The organism is Gordonia sp. UBA7860, assembly GCF_002500165.1.
Taxonomy (GTDB): Bacteria; Actinomycetota; Actinomycetes; order Mycobacteriales; family Mycobacteriaceae; genus Gordonia; species Gordonia sputi.
Window position 1 is genome coordinate 1 of record NZ_DLSO01000144.1, and the last position, 16,861, is coordinate 16,861.

Consider the following 16,861-nt stretch of genomic DNA (forward strand, 5'->3'; position numbering starts at 1 on the left):
CGCTCGGGACAGTTCGGCACGACGCCGGAGAACAGCGGAGCGGGACGGCCGGAGAATCTGGTGACCGCGAGATCGAATGAGCCCCAGAAGAAGTGAACGGGGCTGCACTTGCCGCGCCACTTTCCACGGAACTCCGCGAAAACGCGCTGCGCGCTGACCAATTGGTGCCAGAAGAGCTTCACGGCGTCGGCGTCGTACGAGGCGTGCGTCGTGTCCTGCGCGAACGGGATCGACTCGGCCACTTCGACGGGGCGGTCGTAGATGGGCACGCTGATGCCGAGCGATTCCAGCTGTGCCAGATAATCCGCGTAGAAGTCGGCGGTGGTGCGTGGCTCGAGACGCACCTGTCGCCGTTCGCCTTTCGTCGTGGTGATGTCGAGGACGTGGTCGGCGAAGTCGAAGACGATCTCGACGCCGTAGCCGTCGTAGGGCATCAACGAGGTCGTGAGGCCCACCGAGTTCACATACAGCGCGACCTGCCACCAATGATTCTCATTCGGGGCCAACGCCATTCGGGTCTTTCCGACGATCTGACTCCACATGTGCACCGTGTCGCGGGTCTGCTCCCAGTCGGACACACGGAGCTCCGGCCATGATTCGAACGTTGCGGTTGTGGTCATTCGCTACTCATTCCCTTGTGCGACGACGTGTTTCGACTGCACGACGCCGATTCGACGCTCAGTTCGGACCGATCCTGTTTCCTTCCTCATCCCAGTGGGCACCCACCTTCTTGCTCGGCTGCACGCGCGGAGGCTCACCCGGCATCTTCGGGTAGCTCGGCGGGTAGGGCATGTCGCCGAGACCTTGCGCGTCGTCGCGCTCGACCATCTCCAGCAGTGGTTCGAGGCCACGACGATGCGTCGAGATGTCGGCCATCGGATCACCCCGTTGCGCAACGAGTTCCGGAACGCTACGCATGGTGCAGTCGTCGGGATCGACGTCGGCGAGCTCGGCCCAGGTCACGGGAGTCGACACGCGCGCGATTGCGTTGCGTCGCACCGAATACGGCGCAGCCATGGTCCGGTCACGCGCATTCTGGTTGAAGTCGATGAAGATCCGCTCGCCGCGATCCTCTTTCCACCACGAGGTGGTCACGGCGTCAGGGTCTCGACGCTCCAATTCGCGGGCGAGCGCGATGCCACAGCGTCGGGTCGCGATGAAGTCCCACCGCGGCTCGATGGGAATGAACACGTGAATCCCCCTGCCGCCGGACGTCTTTAGATATCCGACGTAGCCGAGCTCGTCGAGGAGCGGCGCGAGGAGGTCGACGGCGACGCGTCGAACGTCGTCGAAGTCGGTGCCGGGCTGTGGGTCGAGATCGATGCGCAGTTGATCGGGATGCTCGTTGTCGGCCGCGACCGTCGGCCAGGTATGGAACGTCACGGTTCCAAGGTTGGCCGCCCAGACGATCGACGCCGGGCTCGTCGGACGCAACGCATCGCCGGTTCTGCCCGAGGGGAACGTGATTCGCGTCGAGTCGATGAAGTCGGGTCGCTTCTTCGGTAGGTGCTTTTGGTAGATCTCGTCGCCGTCGATGCCGTCGGGGAAGCGCTGCAGGAATGTCGGGCGATCGCGTAGGGCTACCAGGAACGGGCCGTCGGCGCCGTCGTCGCGCGCCTGGGCCATGCGCTGGTAGTAGCCGACGAGATCTCTTTTACGGCCACCGTTTTCGCCGAGCTCGGGAAAATAGATCTTGTCGGGGTTGCTCATCCGGACGGCAACACCGTCCACGTCGAGTTCCTCAGCGGGCGAGCGGGATGCCATGTCAGCCTTCCCCTTCCAGCACATCGTGGAGGTCGTAGGTCAGCGGGACGTCGAGTTGGTCGTAGCCGCAGCTCTCGGGATCGCGGTCGGGACGCCACCGTAGGAACTTGACGGTGTGTCGGAATCGGTGGTTCTCCATCTGGTCGTAGGCGACCTCGGCAACCAGTTCCGTCCTGATCGGAATCCACTCGCCCGACTTCTCCGATCGCCACCGCGTCGGCTCGCCCGGTGCGGGCTTGTCGGGATCGGTGCGCATCGGTGCGAACATCTCTTCGAGTTCGATTCGCTTCTTGTCGGTGAATGCTCCTGCGCCGCCGACCATGTGGAGATCTCCCGAATCGGTGTAGAGGCCCAACAACATCGAACCCAGACCGGTTCCGCTCTTGTGCACCCGGTAGCCGATGACCACGCAGTCGGCCGTCCGCTTGTGTTTGACCTTCAGCATCTCGCGCTTGCCCTCGACATATGGCGAGCCGAGCCGCTTGGCGACCACGCCGTCGAGGCCCGCGCCCTCGAATGCGGAGAACCAGGTGCGCGCGGTGTCGGCGTCGGCGGTGACACGACTGACGTTGAACCGCCTCCCGGTCTCGTGTGGGCCCACCGCCTTCACGAGCGTGGCGCGGCGTACGGCGAAGGGCTCGTCGACGACGCTGAGGTCGCCGAGTGCGAGCGCGTCGAATCCGATGAAGATCGCGGGCGTCTTCTCGGCGAGCATTCGCACGCGTGAGTCGGCGGGGTGAATCCGCTGCGCGAGCGAGTCCCAGTCGAGGCGGTGGACGCCGTCGATCACGGACGGGACGCCGATCTCGCCGTCGAGGACTACTTTGTCGGGGAGTTCGGCGCGCGCGGCGTCGACGATCTCGGGGAAGTAGCGCGCGAGGTCTTTGCCTCCGCGGGAACCGATGTAGACCTCATCGCCGTCGCGAAAGACCAACGCACGAAAGCCATCCCACTTGGGCTCGTAGGACCATGACGGCTCTTTGTCTGGTTGTTCCGGCACCGCTGAGACAGCCTTGGCGAGCATCGGCGCGACGGGAGGCATGACCGGTAGGTCCACCACCCCATACTCCCCATTGCACGACGATCCCGCAATGAGCCGCGCATCAACCGCTGCCGTCGCTGGTCGAGCGTCCACCGCTGGTGATTTCGACTCGGCTGCTCGCTGCGCTCGCGGCCGGCTCAATCAGCGGTAGGGTTCGGCTCAATCACCGGTAGGCTTCGGCTGCTCGCTGCGCTCGCGGCCAGCTCGATCAGCGGTAGGGCCCACGGGCGGCGGTAGTCTCGTGAGCTATGTCCGCACACGAATCGGCTGCGCAGCCGGCGCTTCCTGCCGGGCGGTACGCGCCGTCGCCGTCGGGCGACCTGCACGTCGGCAACCTGCGCACGGCCGTGCTGGCGTGGCTCTTCGCCCGCACCTCGGGCCGCCGGTTTCTGCTGCGCATGGAGAACCTCGACCGCACCGCGGTGGGCTCCGATCAGCGACAGATCGGCGACCTGCACGCGCTCGGGATCGACTGGGAGCCGCCGGTCGTGTACCAGACCGACCGGCTCGATCGGTACCGCGCGGTGATCGACGACCTGACCACGCGCGGCCGCACCTTCGAGTGCTTCTGCACCAGACGCGAGATCCTCGAGGCCCCGTCGGCCCCGCACTCACCACCGGGCGCCTACCCCGGAACGTGCCGACACCTCACCGCACAACAGCGAGAGGACAAGCGCGCAGCCGGACGTCCTCCCGCGATCCGGATCGTCTCCGACGTCGACGAGTTCAGCGTCGTCGACATCCTGCACGGCGAATACACCGGAGCCGTCGACGATTTCGTCATCCAGCGGGGCGACGGCACGCCCGCATACAACCTCGCGGTGGTCGTCGACGACGCCGAGCAAGGTATCGACCAGGTAGTCCGCGGCGACGACCTCCTGTCGTCGGCGCCACGCCAGTCGTACTTCACGACGCTGCTCGGACACACCCCGCCCGTCTACGCGCATGTCCCGATGGTGCTCAACGACAAGCAGATTCGCTTGTCGAAGCGCGACGGAGCTGTCACGCTCGCCGACCTCGCCGCCCGCGGCGTCGACACCGCAACGGTTCTCGACCACATCGCGGCGTCGTTACGGCTGGCCGAGCCCGGCGAACATGTCACCCTCGACGACCTCGCGCAACGATTCGATCCGACGAAGCTCCCGACGCAGCCGTGGATTCTCACCGACGACGAATGGACCTGAGAGGCAGTCGCATCCGCTCAGGACGCGGTGGTCAACAGCCTGTCGAGCAGATCGTCGAGAGTCAGCACGCCGAGAATCTCATCACCCGCGGAGACCAGCGCGATATGTGCACGCTGGTCTCGCATGCGCGCCATGCCTTCGTACGCGGGCAGTTCGGCAGGCAGGATCAACACATTTCGGGCAAGGTCGGCAGCCGTGACATCGGCTGCAGCATTCAGACTGTCGCGGACGTGCACCACGCCGATCACCGAGTCGCGGGTGAGGTTCTCATCAGCCCCACCGCGCACGACGAGCAACCGAGAGTGTCCCGTCTGGCGCGAAACCTCTTGAATCCCAGCGGGAGAAGCATCCCCGGGAACACCGTCGAGTGCGCCGTCGCCGACGACATCGCCCACCGCAAGCGCCTCCGTGGCCAACGCCGCGCTGAGCCGATGGTGATACTCGTCGTCGAGCATTCCGGTCTCGGCCGAGTGGTCGACCAGCTGTCGCAACGTCGCCGAATCCTGCCCGGACGACACCTGATCGACGGGTTGCACACCCACACGACGCAGACACCAGTTGGCGAGCTGGTTGAGCACGACGAGCACCGGACGCACCACCCACATGAAAGCACGCATCGGAATCGCCAGCAGCACAGCCGATCTCTCCGGGTGGGCTATCGCCCACGACTTGGGCGCCATCTCGCCGACGACCAGGTGGAGGAAGGTCACGATGATCAGCGCGAGTATGAATCCGGCGACATCGGCGATCCACAGCGGCGCGCCGAGCGCTTCGATTCCCGGCGTGATCCAGTGATGCACAGCAGGTTTGGTCACCGCACCGAGCGCAAGCGTGCACACGGTGATACCCAACTGCGAACCGGCAAGCAGCACAGACAGTTCCGACGAACTGCGCAGCGCGGCTCGCGCGGCACGACTGGTCTGTGCGGCGTCCTCGATACGGTGCCGACGAGCCGCGATCAACGCGAATTCGACGGCGACGAAGAACGCGCTCGCCGCGATCAACACGACCGTGAACGCGAGCACGACCCAGGGGTTACTCATCGGCGTCTCCCGACTCGGTGATGACGAGATGGACGGTTGCGGGCACGCGGCGTCTGACCTGTGTCACCGTTGCGGTCACCGTTGGAGCGGCGACGCCGAAAGCGCCGTCGGCAAGCGGCAATTCGACGCTGTCTCCGACCTGGGGCAGCCCGCCCGACGTCGAGATCACGAGTCCGCTCAGGGTTTCGTAGTCGCCTTCGGCCACGTCGTGCCCGATGACGCGTGACACCTCGTCGAGGTGTGTGTCGCCGCGGGCGAGCCAGCCGTCGTCGGTCAGCTCGATCGGTTCGGACGACGTCGTGTCGTGCTCGTCGTCGATCTCGCCGGTGATCTCCTCGGCAATGTCTTCGACGGTGATGATGCCTGCGATACCGCCGTATTCGTCGATCACGACAGCCATCTCATCGTCTGAGGTGGTGTCGAGTCGTTCGAGTACCGCCGGCAGCGGCAGCGTGGTGGGCACGATCGCGGCGGGTCGCGCGAGATCGGCTGCGGTGAGACTGGTTTCGTCGAGGCGTTCGAGCAGATCGTGCAGATGCACGATCCCGACGACGTCGTCGGGGTTGGCTCCCACCACGGGATATCGCGTATGCCCCACCGCCATCAGGTCGCGAACCTCCGACAGCGACGTATCGGCTGCAACGAAGTCGACGAGTGGCCGGGGCACCATCGCGTGCTCTGCTGTTCGTGTGGGAAAGTCGAGGACACGATCGAGAAGCGTCGACAGTTCGGCAGGCAACTCCCCGACCTCACGCGACTCGGCGACGATGTGTTCGAGGTCGCGCGGTGACGCGGAGTGCTCGACGTCGTGTACCGGCTCGATCCGCAGCGCTTTGAGCAGAAGGTTCGACGCGGCGTCGAACAGGGAGATGACCGGACCGAACACCTTGAGGTAGATCGACGTCGAGAGCGCGAGTCGACGCGCGACGGGCTCGGGGCGCGCGATCGAGAGGTTCTTGGGGAATAGTTCGCCGAACACCATCTGGACGACCGTCGAGAACAAGACGGCCAACACGGTGCCGATGGCCACGCCGACGGCGACGGGGATGCCGACGTCGCCCAACAGTTCGCCGACGCCACTGCCGATCAACGGCTCGGCGACGTAGCCGACGAGCAGGCCGGTCACAGTGATGCCGAGCTGTGCGCCCGAGAGCATGAACGACGTTCTGCGTGTCACAGAGAGTGCGCGGGCAGCTGCGGCATCACCGTCGGCGGCGCGTGCTTTGAGTCGCGACCGGTCAACGGCCATGAACGCGAACTCCTGCGCCACAAAGTAGCCGGTCAACGCAGTGATGGCGAAGACGACGAGGATTCCGATCACGATTCCGAGGAGGATCATCATGCGATCACCCCGTCGCGGACCGTCGGAACAAATGCCGACGGGTCAGAAGTTGTGAATGCCCCCGAGTGGGGGCCGGATCGTCGAGGTTTCCGTTTTTTGCGCTGAGCGCGGTTCATCGTTTCTTTCTGCCGGGGATCTTCAATACTGGAACGTCTGAATCCAGGATACGTGAATGTGAACGAAACGGACATCCGACGGGTTCCCGGGGCCTCGACAAGCTCAACCAGCGGGACACAGGCTCGACCAGCCGGACACAAGCCTGGACCAGCGAACGAGCTCAGGGGTTGCGATTTCCCGCGTAGTACCGGCCAAGGAACTCGTCGCGGTAGGCGTAGTAGTCGCCGGACTCGATGGCTCTGCGCGCGCCGTCGACCATCTGCACGACGAAGGCGACGTTGTGCAGTGTCGCGAGCGTTGCACCGAGTCCTTCCTTTGCCTTGAACAGGTGGTGTAGGTAGGCGCGCGAGTACTGCGAGGTGTAGTTGGTGATCTCCGGATCGAGTGAACGGAAATCGGTGCGGTATCGCGCGTTGGTGATGTTGTAGCGGCCGTCGAGCGAGTAGATGGCGCCATTGCGCGCGACCCGGGTCGGCGAGACGCAATCGAACGTATCGGCACCGTTCTCGATCGCGGTAAAGATGTCGTCGGGCTCGCTGATACCCAGTAGATGCTTCGGCTTGTCTTCTGGCAGTTCGGAATTCACCCAGCCGACGATCGTACCGAGGTTGGCCTTCTCCAAGGCGCCGCCGATTCCGAAGCCGCCGAAGCCCTTTCCGCCCGCATCCTGGTCGCGACGCGAGAGCTCGGTCAGGTCACGGGCAGCTTTGCGTCGTAGATCCTCGTACTGCGCGCCCTGCAGAACTCCCCACAGCGACTGCTGGGGTCGATGTCCACGCTCGACGGAGAGCCGATTGTGTTCTGCCAGACAGCGAATCGCCCACTGCCGGGTGCGTTCGAGCGAACTCTCCTGGTAGCCACGGGTGTTCATCAGCGTGGTCAGCTCGTCGAACGCGAAGATGATGTCGGCGCCCAGTTGATGTTGGATCTGCATCGACAGTTCGGGCGTGAACCGATGCGACGACCCGTCGAGATGCGATTTGAAGGTGACGCCGTCGTCGTCGACGCGGGAAAGTCGTTCGCGCCCTTCGGCAATCTTCTCGTCGTCCTGCTCGCCGGTCACGTCCATCGAGATGACCTTCTTGAAACCCGTGCCGAGCGACATGACCTGGAACCCGCCGCTGTCGGTGTAGGTCGGACCCGACCAGTTCATGAAGGCACCGAGGCCGCCCGCGGCGTCGACGATCTCGGGTCCCGGCTGCAGATACAGGTGATAGGCGTTGGCGAGCACGGCCTGCGCGCCGAGCGCGGCGACCGCCTCGGGTAGGACCGTCTTGACCGTCGCCTTGGTTCCGACCGGAACGAAGGCGGGTGTGTGGATCTCGCCGTGCGGCGTCGTGATGACCCCTGTGCGGCCGAGCGAACCGTCGAGCCGCGTGCCCACCGCGTACGAATGGTCGGGATGCAGGTGCAGACCGGTCGGGTTGGTGTCGGGAGCGTCGATGTCGGGCGGGGTCACCGACCGATCTTCGCAGGTCGAGCGCCCTGAGCTCAAACCAGCTCCCGGCGAGGCCCGCAGACCCGGAGCGTCGATTCGCTACGGTGAGTCCATGACGCGCGGAACGAACCTCAAGGTACCCACCCGGATCGTGCTGGCCTGCTGCGGAGCCCTCGCGGCCACGTCCCTGGCGCTGACCGGCTGTGGCTCCGACCAGCAAACAGACACGACGAGCTCTGCGACGACGCAGGTGAGCGATTCGACGAGCCCCGCCGTGGTCGGCGGCCCCCGACCGGGAACACCGACCACCTCCGTACCGCCCGAGACCGCCGCGGGCACCAAGTCATGCGACCAGATCTCCGGACCCGACGGCGCGCTGACCGTACAGATTCTGTCCGGCGACGTGAGCTGCGCCGACGCCATGACACTGGCGAAGGCGTACGGACCGAAGATCTCCAGTGGTGAGCCACAGGATGTCGACGGCTGGTCGTGCGCCCCGGCGACCGGCTACGGCCTGCTCGCAGCGTGCGAGAAGGGCTCGGACAGAGTTGGCTTCGCGCCGTAGTGCGTTAGCCGACTTGACCCTCACGCGACGTCAGCCAGCAAGGTCATCGGTGTGAGCGAAGGAAGTACCCCGTCGCCGGGCGACCTCACCGTCGGTGCGGTCGCTCGTCTCGTCGGCGTCAGTGTGCGGACGCTGCATCATTACGACCAAATCGGTTTGGTCATCCCGACGGGCCGAACACCCGCGGGATACCGCGTGTACGATGACGCCGACGTCGAGCGCCTCCACCAGGTGCTGACCTACCGGGAGTTGGGCTTTCCGCTCGAGCAGATCGCGACCCTGCTCGACGATCCGCACGCAGATGCGTTGGGCCACTTGACCGCCCAGCGCGATCTGCTCAATGATCGGATCGCTCGCTTGCACCGGATGGTCGCAGCAGTGGAGGACATGATGGACGCGAAGAAGTCAGGAATTCAATTGTCGGCCGCCGAGCAGAGCGAGATCTTCGGCGACGATTGGCTACCCGAGGAGTACTCAGCCGAGGCGCAGCATCGCTGGGGTGACACCGACGAGTGGAAGCAGAGCCAGCATCGAACGGCCCAGTTCACCAAGGACGACTGGCGACAGATCAAAGCCGATTCCGACGCCTTCGAGACACGACTCGCCGACGCGTTGCGGCGCGGCGTCGAACCGGGTTCTGCCGCGGCAAACGACCTCGCCGAGCAACATCGGGCGAGCATCGAGAAGTTCTACGACTGCGGCTACGAGATGCAGGTCTGTCTCGGGGACATGTACGTCGCCGATCCGCGGTTCGCCAAGCACTACGACGACGTCGCGCCCGGTCTCGCGGTGTTCCTGCGCGACGTGATCCGCGCCAACGCCGACGGTAAGTAGGTCAGCCGAGCTTCTCGGCAACCCGCTCGAGCGCGGCGACGCGGCTGCCCTTGACCAACACCGCGTCGCCGCGCTCGAGTCCGTCGAGTGCTGCGACGGCGGCGTCGATGTCGGCGACATGGGCGGCTGTCGAGCCGTAGCTGGGCTCGTCGACGGCGATCACCGTGACGCCGAGCGAGTCGGCCAGGGTCGCGATCACCTCGTGCTCGGCGGCTGAATCGTGTCCGAGTTCTGCCATCGTTCCCAGCACGGCGAAGCGTCGTCGAGCATCGAGGGCCGCGAGGGAGCGCAGCGCGGCCGACATCGACGTCGGGTTGGCGTTGTAGGCGTCGTTGAGCACGATTACGCCGCCGGCGGTGGTGGAGAGTTCCATGCGCAGACCCGACAGCGCGGCTCCGAGGAACCCGGCGGGCATCGACTCGACGGGTACGCCGAGTCCGCCCGCTGCCGCCGCGGCGGCGAGCGCGTTGGACACCTGATGCTCGCCGCGCGCCGCTAGCGACACCTGCGTGCTGCCCCACGGCGTGTGCAGGCGGAACGATGCACGGAGCTGATCGTCGACGACGACGTCGGTGGCCACGACGTCGGCCGAGGGGGTGAGCCCGTAGGTCAGCACCTGGGCGGACGTGCGGGATGCCATTGCCGCGACGCGCTCGTGGTCGGCGTTGAGCACCGCGATGCCGTCGGCCGGAAGTGCCTCGACCAGTTCACCTTTCGCGCGGGCAACGGCGTCGATGCTGCCGAAGAGTTCGAGATGCACACCCTCGACCCGGGTGATGATGCCGACGGTCGGGTGGGCGATCGAACACAGCAACTCGATGTGCCCGACCCCGCGCGCACCCATCTCGACGACCGCGGCCTCGGTGTTGTCGGGGGCGTTGAAGAGCGTGAGCGGTAGGCCGAGTTCGTTGTTGAACGACTTCTCGCTCGCGGCCGTGCGGAACGTCGTGGAAAGCAGTCCGGCCAGCAGATCCTTGGTCGACGTCTTGCCCACCGACCCGGTGATCCCGACCACTCGCTCGGGAAGTCGACGCCGCGCTGCGCGGCCGAGGTCGGCGAGTGCGAGCGCGGTGTCGTCGACGGTGATGGCCGGGGCGTCGACGCCCTCGACGGGGCCGGTCGACGTCAGGTAAGCGCCCGCTCCGGCCGACACCGCGCCCTCGATGAAGTCGTGTCCGTCGCGAGCAGCGACGATCGGGACAAACAGTTGTCCGGACCGCACCGCGCGCGAGTCGATCGTCGCGCCGTCGACCGTCACGTCGTTTCCGACGAGTTGACCGCTAACCGCGTCCGCCACCTCATTTGCCTGCATGTGCACGCCTCAACGCTAGAGGAAGGAGCAAAACACCCCGCACGCCGGGGAGAGCGCGGCGAGGCGTCGACGTATCGTGTGACCCATGTCGACTCCCCTGCTTCGCCTGGTTGTTCTCTACGGCGGCGTGTCCGCCGAGCACGATGTCTCCCGCGTGACCGCGGCGCACGTGCTGGCAGCAGCCGACCCGGCCAAGTACAGCGTCGTCCCGATCGGTATCGCGAAGAACGGGACCTGGGTCCGCAACGACAAGGTGATCGCCTCGCTGGCCGACAAGACACCGCTGCCCGATGCACTCGACATCGCGGGCACCGTCGTCGACCCGCTGCGCGAGTTACAGGCCGACTCCGACGGAGCGATCACCGTTGTGCTGCCGCTGCTGCACGGCCCACACGGCGAGGACGGCACCATCCAGGGGATGCTCGAGCTGTTCAAGCTCCCCTACGTCGGCGCCGGTGTGCTCAGCTCGGCGGCGTGCATGGACAAGGGCATGGCCAAGGTCGTCGCCGCGCAGGCGGGAATCCCGCAGTGCCGGTGGATCGAATACCGCGACGGCGTCGACGACCCGCGCACCGTGGCTTTCCGCGCCATCGAGGAGCTGGGCCTTCCGCTGTTCGTCAAGCCGGCCAACCTCGGATCGTCTGTGGGAATCACCAAGGCGCACAACGCAACAGAACTCGACGACGCGATCAACCTGGCACTGCGCTACGACGATGTCGTGGTGATCGAGGAGTTCGTGTCCGGACGCGAGGTCGAGGTTGCGGTGCTCGGCAACGAGAACCCCGAAACGTCGGTGCCGGGCGAGATCATCTCGGGCAGCGAGTTCTACGACTACGAGGACAAGTACATCACCGGCGCGGCCCAGCTGGTGATCCCCGCACCGCTGAGCGATGAGGCGGTGCGCGAGGTCCGCGAGCTCGCAGCGAAGACGTTCCTCGCGATGCGGTGCGCGGGCATGGCGCGCGTCGACTTCTTCTACGAGGAGCCGGGCCGCGGCTGGCTACTCAACGAGGTCAACACGATCCCCGGATTCACCCCCGGCTCGATGTACCCGAAGCTGTGGGGCGCCAGCGGCATCGCCTACCCGGACCTGATCGACCGCCTCGTCACGCTTGCGTTGGAAGCGCACCGTCGGCGCGTGGGGTTCTCGACGGAGCACTGACGCCTTCGCCCCCTCTTGGGATGGCATGTGGACGTGCTCCGTCCGAAAACGTTTCAGACCGCTCCCGTTTTCAGTCAATTTCAGAGATGCCCGGCGGCAAAAGCCCAGGTCGGCTCGTCGGGAGCGTTCTGAAATGACTGAAACCTGACTTGGCTCATATTTCGTGATTCTGCGGATTGCGGGGCTGTGACCTGGGGTGATGGCTGTTGGAGTGGACACTAACGGGCGGGGTTTTAGGCTGCTGGGGTGGCATTTGTGCGGACGGTGAAGACCAAGTCGGGAGCGACGGCGGTCCAGATCGTGCATTCCAACCGTCGCGGGTCCCGCGAGATCGAGCACATTGGCTCCGCGCATACCGACGCGGAGGTGGCGGCGCTCAAAGCCGCGGCCGCTGACCGGTTGGCCGCTGGGCAGCAGCAACTCGATCTGGGGCTTGTCTCCGCGTCCGGGGCAGGACCGCTGCCGATTACGAGTTCTCGGATGGCGGTGTTACTCGACGCGATCACCTCCGTGTACGACGAACTCGGATTCGCTTCGATCCCTCACTCTGACAGCGTGTTCCGGGACCTGGTGGTCGCCAGGATCATCGAACCGACCAGCAAACTCGACTCGCTGCGAGTACTCGCCGAGGCGGGAGTCACGCCGGCCTCGTACGCAACGGTGAAACGTCGCCTGCCCATCTATGCTGATGCGTCGTGGAGGGGCGAACTAGCGAAAGCGTGTGCCGCGCAAGCCAATCTGGGGCCCACCACGCTGTGCTTGTATGACGTGACGACTCTGTACTTCGAGACCGACAAAGCTGACGGATTCCGCGAACCCGGGTTCTCGAAAGAACGGCGCCTGGAACCGCAGATCACCGTCGGGTTGCTCACCGATGCCACCGGGTTCCCGTTGATGATGGAAGCGTTCCAGGGCAACAAGGCCGAGACGTTGACGATGATGCCCACCCTCACCGCGTTCATGACCGCCCACAAGCTGACGGATGTGACGGTGGTGGCTGATGCCGGGATGATCTCCGCGGCGAACATGAAAGCCATCGAAGACGCCGGGCTGTCATTCATCCTGGGTGAGAAGACCCCCAATGTTCCGTACCAGATTCAGAAGTGGCACAAGAACAATCCGAACTCGACTCCCGCAGACGGGTTGACGCTGACCCAGCCACTGCCAGCGAACTCCAAAACCAGCTACCGCCGCCACCGGGTGGTCTATTACCGCTACAGCGCCGACCGCGCCCGGCGCAGCATCCGCGGAATCAACGAGCAGATCGCCAAGGCCGAGAAGGCAGTCGACGGGAAGATTCCAGTCAAACGCAACCGGTTCGTCAAGCTCAAAGGCGGAGACCGAACCGTCAACCGGGACTTGGAAACCAAGGCTCGCACCCTGGCTGGCTGGAAGGCCTATGCCACCAATATCGACTCTCCGACAACAGAATTCGTGATCGGCTCGTACCACCAGCTGTGGCGGATCGAGAAGAGTTTCCGGATGTCGAAGTCCGATCTGGCCGCACGACCGATCTTTCACCACCTCGAGGACTCGATCCGAGCACACCTGGCCGTGGTGTTCGCCGCGCTAGCCATCACCAGAGTCATCGAGACCCGCACCGGCTGGTCTATCAAGAAGTTCGTCACCACCGCCCGACGCTGCCGAACCATCACCATCCAAGCCGGCGAACAGACCATCACCGCCGCCGACCCGCTACCCGACGACCTCCGCGACGCGATCATCGCGATCCGGAGTGGACACTAAATTGAGCCAAGTCGGGGCAAAAGCCCAGGTCGGCTCGTCGGGAGCGTTCTGAAATGACTGAAAACGGGAGAGCCGAGACAGCCAGCTGACCCCGGACAGCGAAACACCCCCTCATCTGCATAGATGAGGGGGTGTTTCTGGCGGTGGCGGAGGGATTTGAACCCTCGGTACGGGGTTACCGCACACAGCATTTCGAGTGCTGCACCTTCGGCCGCTCGGACACGCCACCGCGGAAGACTGTACCGCAGCTGGCGTCTGACGCTAAATCAGCAGGTCAGCGAGGTGCATGGCGAGCTCGCCACGCCGTGGGGCTCAGTGGCCGGTGAGCTTGTCCTTGATGTTCTCGACGCCGTCCTTGACCTTGTCGGCAACCTCAGAGACCTTCTGCTTGCCCTCGGCAACAGCCTGGTCGCCTTTGCCCTCGTTCTTGAGGTCGTCGTTGTTGGTCAGGCTGCCGACAGCTTCCTTGCCCCGACCCTTGAGCTCTTCTGCCTTGTTCTGTGCATCATCAGTGGTTGCCATAGAACTCTCCTTCGCGTGTGCGAACCAGAGCGCGGTTTTCGCGTCTCCTGAAATCCACCGTACACATCGTCGAAGTGGCGCTGCTATATCGAAATCTGGCCGGGTCGAAGCCTTGGCGGTTCAGCCGCGCGCACCTTGCCTGCGGTCACGCGGGGCCGGTCTCACTTCCCGAGGAGCTTGTCCTTGATCTCGCCGAACTTCTCCTTGGCCGTGCCCACGGCGTCCTGCACCTTCTCGTTCTCCGTGAACTCGGTGAACTTCTCCTTGGCCGTGCCCACGGCGTCCTGCACCTTCTCATTCTCCGTGAACTCGGTGAACTTCTCCTTCGCCGTGCCCATGGCGTCCTGCACCTTCTCGTTCTCCGCGAACTCGGTGATCTTGCCCTTGACCGATTCCACGGCCTCGTTGATCTTGTCGCTGGATTCACTCATGGTGTCGACTCCTCGCCATGCAGAGCCCGATGCTCCGCGCTCGGTTACCAACCTGCCACAACGCCGCGACCGTGTCTCTCGGTGAGAACCCTGGTTTGCGCACGCCCCGACACCCCGACTGTCAGGTGGTGACGCGCAGCGCGTCGACGATGGCGTCGAGGTTGCGCTCGAATCGCTGCTCTCGATCGCCGAAAAGAATCCGACCGGCCTCCGCGACCAGCGGAACGTCGTCGCCGAGCATCTCGGTCCGATCCGACAGCGAGTAACGCGGCTCCCCCGACTGCGCGCGCTCCTGCTCTTCGATGACGAATCCGACGACAAAAGCCGTCACGAATTCGACTGCGCGCACCGCTTTTTCGAGACCAACGCCCGACGCGACGAGCTGCTCGAGCCACGGTTCCTGCGCACGCAGAACCTCCGGGTCGGTCAGTCGCGTTCCGCTGAACGTGCGTGCGCCGTCGCGGTGGGCGAGGTATTCGCGACGCAGCACGCGCGCGTAGGTCGCGACCGAGTCGGGCCAGACGTCCATCGGTTGCGCGCGGAGTTCGGCGATCACTCGACGTTGAATCTCGGTGCCCATCTCGTCGAGCAACGCCTGCTTGTTCTCGACGTGCCAGTAGAGAGCGGGCGCCTTGACTCCGAGTCGGGTCGCCACAGCGCGGACCGTGACGGCGTCGATGCCCTTTTCGTCGAGCAGATCCAACGCCGCTTGCACGATGTCGGCGCGGGTCAGCCCTTTGGATCGTCCAGTCGGCACGGTTGACAGCTTAACAAAGTTAAGGGAGCCTGATGGCAGGCCATACTTAACTAAGTTAAGGAGACTCCTCATGAGGGCAGCGATCATCACCGAAGCCGGACAGACCCCCGTGGCCGGAACCTTCGACGAACCGCAGGTTGGCGCCGGGACACAGCTCTTCGAGCTCGTCGGCGCAGGTCTGCACCAGATCGTCAGGTCGTTGGCGGCGGGCCGCCACTACGGCAGTTCCGGCATCTACCCACAGGTGCCCGGCATCGACGCTGTGGTGCGCGCAGCAGACGGTTCACTGCGCTACACCGGACGCATCGCACCTCCCTGGGGCACGATGGCCGAGCGCATGGCAGCACAGGGCGGATTTCCGGTCCCCGACGACGCCGACCCGCTCGCAGTGGCCGCGGGGGTCAATCCCGCGGGCTCCGGATGGCTTCCGCTGCACGCCCACCGCGACGCGCGCGGCAAGTTGGGGACCGTGCTGATCCTGGGCGCCACAGGGATGTCGGGTCGTCTGGCAGTTCAGAGCGCACGGGTCCTGGGTGCCGACCGCATCATCGCCGCCGGCAGGAACCAGGCGGTACTACGCAGCCTGCGCGCGCCCGACGTCGACGTCGTCGAACTCGATGTCGACGATCCAGCGGGCGCGTTGTCGGAGGCCGTCGCCGCGTCGACACCCGACCTTGTCCTCGACTACGTCTGGGGCCCGGTCGCCGAGGCCACGTTCACCGCGCTCGGGCGGCAGGGATTGCACGACGACGACGCTCACATCTCGTACGTACAGATCGGGTCGCTCGCCGGGACGCACGCCGCCGTGCCGTCGACGCTCCTGCGATCGCGGAACATCACGATCTCCGGCAGCGGGGCAGGTTCGGTGTCGGCCGAGCAGCAGATGCGGTCAATACCCGCGGTCATCGACGCGATCGCATCGGGCGCCCTACAGGTGCCCTACGCGACGTTCGGGATCGACGACGTCGAGAAGGCGTGGAGCTACGACGGACCGGAGCGCGCCGTCGTCACACCGTGACGGGAGCCGGTCAGGGCGCCCATTCGGCAGTCCCGAGCGCACAGTCGACAGTCTCGAGCGCCCAGTCGACGGCTCAGCCGTCGCGGCGCGTGTCGAAGAAGCCGACCATCAGCTCCCGACACTCCGCCTCCCGCACACCGCCGCGGACCTGCGGGCGGTGGGCGAGGCGCGGGTCGCGGACGACGTCCCACAGCGACCCGACGGCGCCTGTCTTGGGTTCCCAAGCTCCGAAGACCAGTGCGTCGACGCGTGACAGCGTGATCGCGCCGGCGCACATCGTGCACGGCTCGACGGTGACCGCAATGGTGCACCCGGGTAGGCGCCACCCGTCACCGAAGGCGTGCGCGGCGGCTCGCAGCGCGAGGATCTCGGCGTGGGCGGTCGGGTCGGCGTCGAGTTCACGACGGTTGCCTGCGCGTGCGAGTTCGACGCCCGCGGGGTCGAAGACCACGGCCCCGATGGGGACGTCGTCTGGTCCGGACGAGTCGACGGCCGCGGCAAGCGCCTCGCCGATCATCTGATCCCACAGGCTCATCCGATCCGGAACGCGCGACGCGTCATGCCCGCCGTTCACGCGCGGGCCT

The 16,861-nt window shown here is 65.4% G+C and carries 17 protein-coding genes and 1 tRNA gene; 6 read left to right on the forward strand and 12 right to left on the reverse strand.

What is annotated here, in order from left to right; genetic code table 11:
* The 3 genes from B3T59_RS17775 to B3T59_RS17785 form a co-directional block, all read right to left on the reverse strand.
* Positions 1–620: DUF5996 family protein (locus B3T59_RS17775; RefSeq protein WP_287004555.1), on the reverse strand; the 620-nt coding region annotated here is incomplete at its 3' end.
* A gap of 58 nt (positions 621–678) precedes the next feature.
* Complete coding sequence (locus B3T59_RS17780) at positions 679–1,764, reverse strand: DNA polymerase domain-containing protein (RefSeq protein WP_251721671.1); 1,086 nt, start codon at positions 1,762–1,764, stop codon at positions 679–681.
* A gap of 1 nt (position 1,765) precedes the next feature.
* Positions 1,766–2,821, reverse strand: a complete 1,056-nt coding sequence (locus tag B3T59_RS17785; protein WP_287004558.1) for an ATP-dependent DNA ligase — start codon at positions 2,819–2,821, stop codon at positions 1,766–1,768.
* Between the two features lie 233 nt (positions 2,822–3,054).
* Here B3T59_RS17785 and gluQRS point away from each other — a divergent pair, with 233 nt between their 5' ends.
* Entirely contained in the window at positions 3,055–3,990 is a 936-nt protein-coding gene (gluQRS, locus tag B3T59_RS17790; protein ID WP_287004560.1) for a tRNA glutamyl-Q(34) synthetase GluQRS, read from the forward strand.
* A gap of 17 nt (positions 3,991–4,007) precedes the next feature.
* On the opposite strand, the gene B3T59_RS17795 is transcribed toward gluQRS, so the two are convergent.
* From B3T59_RS17795 to tgt, 3 genes are all read right to left on the reverse strand, one after another.
* Complete coding sequence (locus B3T59_RS17795) at positions 4,008–5,033, reverse strand: hemolysin family protein (RefSeq protein ID WP_287004561.1); 1,026 nt, start codon at positions 5,031–5,033, stop codon at positions 4,008–4,010.
* Positions 5,026–6,375: a hemolysin family protein gene (locus B3T59_RS17800; RefSeq protein ID WP_287004562.1), complete on the reverse strand. Its 1,350-nt coding sequence runs from the start codon at positions 6,373–6,375 to the stop codon at positions 5,026–5,028. The genes B3T59_RS17795 and B3T59_RS17800 overlap by 8 nt, the downstream gene beginning before the upstream one ends.
* Positions 6,376–6,652: 277 nt before the next feature.
* Positions 6,653–7,951, reverse strand: coding sequence for a tRNA guanosine(34) transglycosylase Tgt (gene tgt, locus B3T59_RS17805; RefSeq protein WP_372495441.1), 1,299 nt, complete (start codon positions 7,949–7,951; stop codon positions 6,653–6,655).
* Between the two features lie 91 nt (positions 7,952–8,042).
* Here tgt and B3T59_RS17810 point away from each other — a divergent pair, with 91 nt between their 5' ends.
* Both B3T59_RS17810 and B3T59_RS17815 read left to right on the forward strand, forming a co-directional pair.
* Positions 8,043–8,495 carry a hypothetical protein gene (locus B3T59_RS17810; protein WP_287004563.1) on the forward strand — a complete coding sequence of 151 codons (453 nt, stop codon included), beginning with the start codon at positions 8,043–8,045 and terminating at the stop codon, positions 8,493–8,495.
* Positions 8,496–8,546: 51 nt separating this feature from the next.
* Positions 8,547–9,329: a MerR family transcriptional regulator gene (locus B3T59_RS17815; RefSeq protein ID WP_287004564.1), complete on the forward strand. Its 783-nt coding sequence runs from the start codon at positions 8,547–8,549 to the stop codon at positions 9,327–9,329.
* A 1-nt stretch (position 9,330) separates the two neighbouring features.
* Here B3T59_RS17815 and B3T59_RS17820 read toward each other — a convergent pair whose 3' ends face one another.
* Positions 9,331–10,641 carry a UDP-N-acetylmuramoyl-tripeptide--D-alanyl-D-alanine ligase gene (locus tag B3T59_RS17820; protein WP_285897336.1) on the reverse strand — a complete coding sequence of 437 codons (1,311 nt, stop codon included), beginning with the start codon at positions 10,639–10,641 and terminating at the stop codon, positions 9,331–9,333.
* A gap of 85 nt (positions 10,642–10,726) precedes the next feature.
* Here B3T59_RS17820 and B3T59_RS17825 point away from each other — a divergent pair, with 85 nt between their 5' ends.
* Both B3T59_RS17825 and B3T59_RS17830 read left to right on the forward strand, forming a co-directional pair.
* Positions 10,727–11,803 carry a D-alanine--D-alanine ligase family protein gene (locus B3T59_RS17825; protein WP_251721665.1) on the forward strand — a complete coding sequence of 359 codons (1,077 nt, stop codon included), beginning with the start codon at positions 10,727–10,729 and terminating at the stop codon, positions 11,801–11,803.
* A gap of 246 nt (positions 11,804–12,049) precedes the next feature.
* Complete coding sequence (locus tag B3T59_RS17830) at positions 12,050–13,549, forward strand: IS1634 family transposase (protein ID WP_287004566.1); 1,500 nt, start codon at positions 12,050–12,052, stop codon at positions 13,547–13,549.
* Positions 13,550–13,687: 138 nt separating this feature from the next.
* Here B3T59_RS17830 and B3T59_RS17835 read toward each other — a convergent pair.
* The 4 genes from B3T59_RS17835 to B3T59_RS17850 form a co-directional block, all read right to left on the reverse strand.
* A tRNA-Ser gene (locus tag B3T59_RS17835) sits at positions 13,688–13,778 on the reverse strand.
* 83 nt (positions 13,779–13,861) lie between these two features.
* Entirely contained in the window at positions 13,862–14,071 is a 210-nt protein-coding gene (locus tag B3T59_RS17840) for a CsbD family protein (RefSeq protein WP_251721646.1), read from the reverse strand.
* 161 nt (positions 14,072–14,232) lie between these two features.
* Positions 14,233–14,502 carry a hypothetical protein gene (locus tag B3T59_RS17845; protein ID WP_251721645.1) on the reverse strand — a complete coding sequence of 90 codons (270 nt, stop codon included), beginning with the start codon at positions 14,500–14,502 and terminating at the stop codon, positions 14,233–14,235.
* A 121-nt stretch (positions 14,503–14,623) separates the two neighbouring features.
* Positions 14,624–15,259, reverse strand: coding sequence for a TetR/AcrR family transcriptional regulator C-terminal domain-containing protein (locus B3T59_RS17850; RefSeq protein WP_251721644.1), 636 nt, complete (start codon positions 15,257–15,259; stop codon positions 14,624–14,626).
* A gap of 70 nt (positions 15,260–15,329) precedes the next feature.
* Between B3T59_RS17850 and B3T59_RS17855 the strand changes: the two genes are divergently transcribed.
* Positions 15,330–16,277: an NAD-dependent epimerase/dehydratase family protein gene (locus B3T59_RS17855; RefSeq protein WP_251721643.1), complete on the forward strand. Its 948-nt coding sequence runs from the start codon at positions 15,330–15,332 to the stop codon at positions 16,275–16,277.
* Positions 16,278–16,350: 73 nt separating this feature from the next.
* Here the strand turns inward: B3T59_RS17855 and B3T59_RS17860 are convergent, their stop codons facing one another.
* On the reverse strand, positions 16,351–16,812 hold the full coding sequence (locus B3T59_RS17860; RefSeq protein ID WP_251721682.1) for a nucleoside deaminase: 462 nt from the start codon (positions 16,810–16,812) through the stop codon (positions 16,351–16,353).
* Between the last annotated feature and the right edge of the window lie 49 nt (positions 16,813–16,861).

What these genes read in the sequence shown, in the direction of transcription:
- B3T59_RS17780 (WP_251721671.1), bottom strand. Translation starts at nt 1,764, where the DNA reads ATGGCATCCCGCTCGCCCGCTGAGGAACTCGACGTGGACGGTGTTGCC.
- gluQRS (WP_287004560.1), top strand. Translation starts at nt 3,055, where the DNA reads ATGTCCGCACACGAATCGGCTGCGCAGCCGGCGCTTCCTGCCGGGCGG.
- B3T59_RS17795 (WP_287004561.1), bottom strand. Translation starts at nt 5,033, where the DNA reads ATGAGTAACCCCTGGGTCGTGCTCGCGTTCACGGTCGTGTTGATCGCG.
- B3T59_RS17800 (WP_287004562.1), bottom strand. Translation starts at nt 6,375, where the DNA reads ATGATGATCCTCCTCGGAATCGTGATCGGAATCCTCGTCGTCTTCGCC.
- B3T59_RS17810 (WP_287004563.1), top strand. Translation starts at nt 8,043, where the DNA reads ATGACGCGCGGAACGAACCTCAAGGTACCCACCCGGATCGTGCTGGCC.
- B3T59_RS17820 (WP_285897336.1), bottom strand. Translation starts at nt 10,641, where the DNA reads ATGCAGGCAAATGAGGTGGCGGACGCGGTTAGCGGTCAACTCGTCGGA.
- B3T59_RS17825 (WP_251721665.1), top strand. Translation starts at nt 10,727, where the DNA reads ATGTCGACTCCCCTGCTTCGCCTGGTTGTTCTCTACGGCGGCGTGTCC.
- B3T59_RS17840 (WP_251721646.1), bottom strand. Translation starts at nt 14,071, where the DNA reads ATGGCAACCACTGATGATGCACAGAACAAGGCAGAAGAGCTCAAGGGT.
- B3T59_RS17845 (WP_251721645.1), bottom strand. Translation starts at nt 14,502, where the DNA reads ATGAGTGAATCCAGCGACAAGATCAACGAGGCCGTGGAATCGGTCAAG.
- B3T59_RS17855 (WP_251721643.1), top strand. Translation starts at nt 15,330, where the DNA reads ATGAGGGCAGCGATCATCACCGAAGCCGGACAGACCCCCGTGGCCGGA.
- B3T59_RS17860 (WP_251721682.1), bottom strand. Translation starts at nt 16,812, where the DNA reads ATGAGCCTGTGGGATCAGATGATCGGCGAGGCGCTTGCCGCGGCCGTC.